The organism is Bacillus sp. mrc49 (genome assembly GCF_002803435.1).
In genome coordinates, this window is record NZ_PHNG01000167.1 from 1 (window position 1) to 927 (window position 927).

1 protein-coding gene is annotated in these 927 nt (G+C 48.8%); it reads right to left on the minus strand.

Annotated features, from left to right (window positions below):
• Positions 1–914: YhgE/Pip family protein (locus CVN76_RS01160; RefSeq protein ID WP_232732043.1), on the minus strand; the 914-nt coding region annotated here is incomplete at its 3' end.
• Positions 915–927: the final 13 nt, after the last annotated feature.

A 927-nucleotide genomic window follows, 5' to 3' on the forward strand; every position in this document is an offset into this window, starting at 1 on the left:
TCATTCACCTGTTGGGCACCATCATTCACTTGATTGGCGCCCCCGGATAATTCCTTTGCCCCGGTATAAAGGGAGCCTGCTCCATCCTTTAGGTTTTGTGCGCCATCATTGACTTGATTGACGCCTCCGGTTAACTTCCTTGCTCCTGCATAAACGGCATGAGCGCCATCATCCACCTGACTGGCCCCGCCGCTAAGCTTTTGCGCTCCCGTATTGGCATCATTAAGGCCGCCGTTGAGCCTTTGGGCACCGGAATTCAATTCGGTCATGCCGACATTCAGTTTTTGGATGCCTGCATCTAATTTCCGTGCGCCGCCGTTTACCTGCTGCATACCGGTATCGACTTGGTTAGCCCCATCCGCCAATTTACCGATATCCGCTTGCTTACCTGCCAATGAGTTATACATGGTTCCGGTTCCGACCTTTAATTGGGCTGCCCCCCCTGCCAGCTTGTCGATATCAGGAGCTTTTTGCTGCAAGGATTCGAGGATCTGGGCCGTACCGCTTTTTAGTTTCCCAGCTCCGTCATTGATTTTTTGTGAGCCGCCAGCTCCGTCATTGAAACCGTTTTCAATTTCGGCCATTTGCGAGAGAAGGGCCGTCGTATAACTGGCCGTCACTTTATTCGACAGATTTTCACGAATGCGTTCAGTGGCGCTTTTTGTGACTTGAGCCGCCATGTAATGCAGCCCTTCGTTCTGAATATATGTTAATTCAGGTTTAACAGGATTTTCGTCTAAGACCGTCGTTACATTTTGAGAGAAGTTTTCCGGAATTTCGATGACCATGTAATAGTCTGTATTCTGAAGCCCTTTCTTTGCCTTTTTATCATCGACAAAATCCCAGCCAAGGGTATCACTTTTCCTTAGCTCCGCTACTAAATCTTTACCGACATTAACCGGTTTATCTCCCAACGTACTACCTGCA